Source organism: Cellulomonas septica (assembly GCF_012396155.1).
In the GTDB taxonomy this organism is placed as follows: domain Bacteria; phylum Actinomycetota; class Actinomycetes; order Actinomycetales; family Cellulomonadaceae; genus Cellulomonas; species Cellulomonas septica.
In genome coordinates, this window is the sequence record NZ_JAAXOY010000355.1 from 1 (window position 1) to 3,618 (window position 3,618).

A 3,618-nucleotide genomic window follows, 5' to 3' on the forward strand; every position below is an offset into this window, starting at 1 on the left:
CGCGCTCGCGCTGGGCCTCACCGGCGAGCTCGCCGCGCTCCGCGCGAAGCCCGCCGCCGCGGCCACGGTCACGGTGCTGAGCGCCGACTTCGAGTCGGGCGTCGCCGGCTGGGCCGGGCGAGGCGCCGCGACCGTCGCGGTGGACGGCACGGACCACCCGCGCGGGACGCAGAGCCTCGAGGTGACGGGTCGGACGGCGTCGTGGAACGGCGCGACGCGCGACGTCACGACGCTGTTCGAGCCGGGCACGACGTACACGGTCTCGGCATGGGTGCGGCTGCCCGCCGGGTCCTCGGGCACCGCGGGCGTGCGGCTGTCCGCGCAGCGCGACAACCCGAGCGGCACGGCCTACGAGACGATCGCGACGGCCGACAGCGTGACCTCGGGCTCCTGGTCGCAGATCACCGGCTCCTACACGCCCGGCCCGTTCGCCACCGCGTCGCTCTACGTCGAGACGACGGGCTCGCTCACGGACCTGCTGCTCGACGACGTCCTCGTCACGAGCACGGCGCTCACGCCGGACCTCACGCTGCCGTCGCTCAAAGAGACGTGGGCGTCGTCGTTCCCGCTCGGCGCGGCCGTCGAGGCGCCCGAGACGCTCGGCGCACGGTCCGACCTGCTGCTGCGGCACTTCGGCCAGGTCACGGTCGGCAACGCGATGAAGCCCGACGCGACGCACCCGACCGAGACGACGTGGACGTTCGCGGGCGCCGACCAGATCGTCGACCACGCCGTCGCGCACGACCTGCGCGTCTACGGGCACACCCTGCTGTGGCACCAGCAGACGCCGGCCTGGTTCTTCCAGCGCGCCGACGGGTCCGCGCTCACGACGAGCGCCGAGGACCAGGCCCTCCTGCGGTCGCGGATGCAGACCCACATCCAGACGCTCGCCGACCACTTCCGCACGACGTACGGCGAGTACGGGACCGCGGGCAACCCGATCTTCGCGTTCGACGTCGTGAACGAGGTGATCGACGAGAACCAGTCCGACGGCCTGCGCCGCAGCGAGTGGTACCGCGTCCTCGGACCGAGCTACATCGCGGACGCGTTCCGCTACGCGCGCGCCGCGTTCGGCCCCGAGGTGCTGCTGTTCATCAACGACTACAACACCGAGTTCTCGAACAAGCGCGCGCCGTACCTGTCGCTCGTGAAGACCCTGCTGGCGCAGGGCGTGCCCGTCGACGGCGTCGGCCACCAGCTGCACGTCGAGGTCGGACGGTCGATCTCCGGCATGGAGGACACGATCACGGCCTTCGAGGCGCTGCCGGTGACGCAGGCCGTGACGGAGCTCGACGTCTCGACGTACCGGTCGTCGGGCGAGTCGTGGACCACGCCCCCGCAGTCCCGGCTCGTCGAGCAGGCGTACTACTACCGCGACGTGTTCGCGATGCTGAAGAAGCACGCGTCGTCGCTCGAGTCGGTCACGCTGTGGGGGCTCGACGACAGCCGCACGTGGCTGCGGTCGGGCGCCGCGCCGCTGCTCTTCGACGGCACGCTCACGGCCAAGCCCGCCTACTGGGGGCTCGTCGACCCCTCGCGCATCGAGGGCACGCCGACCCCCACCCCGACGACGCCGACCCCGACGCCGACGACCCCCACGCCGACCCCCACGCCGACGACGCCCACCCCGACGCCGACGTCCGGTGGCGCCTGCGTCGTGGACTACCAGGTGACCAGCGCCTGGCCCGGCGGGTTCGTCGGGCAGGTGACGGTCGTGAACGACGGCCCCGCGGCCGTCGACGGCTGGACCGTGCGCTGGACGTTCGGCGCGGGCGAGCGCCTGTCCCAGGCGTGGAGCACGACCGCGACGCAGCAGGGCAGCACCGTCACCGCGACCCACCTCTCGTGGAACTCCCGGCTCGCCGCCTCCGGCGGGTCGACGACGTTCGGGTTCATCGGCACGTCGACGGCGACGCCGGCCGCGAACCCGACGGCCGCCGGCCTCAACGGCACGGCATGCGTGGTGCGCTGACCGCAGACGGAGCACCGGCGTTGCGCCGCGCGGGGGACGGGCCAGACCCCTACCCGCGCGGCGCAGCCGTGTCCAAGGCCGGACGTCCCAGCACGGTCCTCCGTGCACCCCACTAGGGTGAGGTCGTAAACCCACCCGCTCGTCGAAGGAGCACCCATGGCCAGCATCGAGGCCGTCGGCGCCCGCGAGATCCTGGACTCGCGCGGCAACCCCACCGTGGAGGTCGAGGTCGCCCTCGACGACGGCACCATCGCCCGCGCTGCCGTGCCCTCGGGTGCGTCGACCGGTGCGTTCGAGGCCGTCGAGCGCCGTGACGGCGACAAGTCCCGCTACCTGGGCAAGGGCGTCGAGGAGGCCGTGAACGCGGTCATCGACGACATCGCCCCCGAGCTCATCGGCTTCGAGGCCACCGAGCAGCGTCTCGTCGACGCCGCGCTCATCGACCTCGACGGCACCCCGAACAAGGGCAAGCTCGGCGCCAACGCGATCCTGGGCGTCTCGCTCGCCGTCGCGAAGGCCGCGGCCGACTCGGCCGACCTGCCGCTGTTCCGCTACATCGGCGGCCCCAACGCGCACGTCCTGCCCGTGCCGATGATGAACATCCTCAACGGGGGGTCGCACGCCGACTCCAACGTCGACATCCAGGAGTTCATGGTCGCCCCGATCGGCGCCACGACGTTCCGCGAGGCGCTCCGTACCGGCACCGAGGTCTACCACTCGCTCAAGTCCGTGCTGAAGAGCCGTGGCCTGGCGACGGGCCTCGGCGACGAGGGCGGCTTCGCGCCGAACCTCGAGTCGAACCGCGCCGCGCTCGACCTCATCCTCGTCGCGATCGAGCAGGCCGGCTTCACGGCCGGCACCGACGTCGCGCTCGCGCTCGACGTCGCGTCGACCGAGTTCTTCAAGGAGGGCGCCTACCAGTTCGAGGGCCGCGCCCACACGCCGGAGGAGATGGTCGCCTACTACGAGCAGCTCGTCCGCGACTACCCGCTGGTCTCCATCGAGGACCCGCTGTCCGAGGACGAGTGGGGCACCTGGTCCCAGCTCGTGGCCGAGGTCGGCGACCGCGTGCAGATCGTCGGCGACGACCTGTTCGTCACCAACCCGGAGCGTCTGGCCAAGGGCATCGAGCTCAAGGCCGCGAACTCGCTGCTGGTCAAGCTCAACCAGATCGGCACGCTCACCGAGACGCTCGACGCGGTGACGCTCGCGCAGCGCAACGGCTTCACGACGATGACCTCGCACCGCTCCGGCGAGACCGAGGACACCACCATCGCCGACCTGTCCGTCGCGACCAACGCGGGCCAGATCAAGACCGGTGCGCCCGCCCGTGGCGAGCGCATCAACAAGTACAACCAGCTGCTCCGCATCGAGGAGGAGCTGGACGACGCCGGCCGCTACGCCGGGCGCTCCGCCTTCCCCCGGTTCCGCCAGGGCTGACCCGACCGGGTCCCGCACGACGACCGGAGGCCGGTCACCCCACGGGGTGGCCGGCCTCCGGCGTCCCCGCCGGCTCTGCGACCCGCCCGACGCACGTCCGGGCTGGTGGTGCCGCCGCAAGGCACAATCGACGCCATGCCCTCCCCGCGCCGTCCCGTGCCGCCGAGCGGCCCGGGTCGACGGACCGGGTCGCCGCGGACGGCTCC

Annotated in this window: 2 protein-coding genes; both read left to right on the plus strand. The window is 72.5% G+C overall.

The features are described 5' to 3' along the window. Positions 1-1,972 (plus strand): endo-1,4-beta-xylanase (locus HGA02_RS13110; RefSeq protein WP_168679381.1); only part of this gene is annotated, 1,972 nt, incomplete at its 5' end. A gap of 156 nt (positions 1,973-2,128) precedes the next feature. Next, a complete protein-coding gene (gene eno, locus HGA02_RS13115) occupies positions 2,129-3,412 on the plus strand; it encodes a phosphopyruvate hydratase (protein WP_168679382.1) in 1,284 nt (427 codons plus the stop codon). The last annotated feature ends 206 nt before the right edge of the window (positions 3,413-3,618 follow it).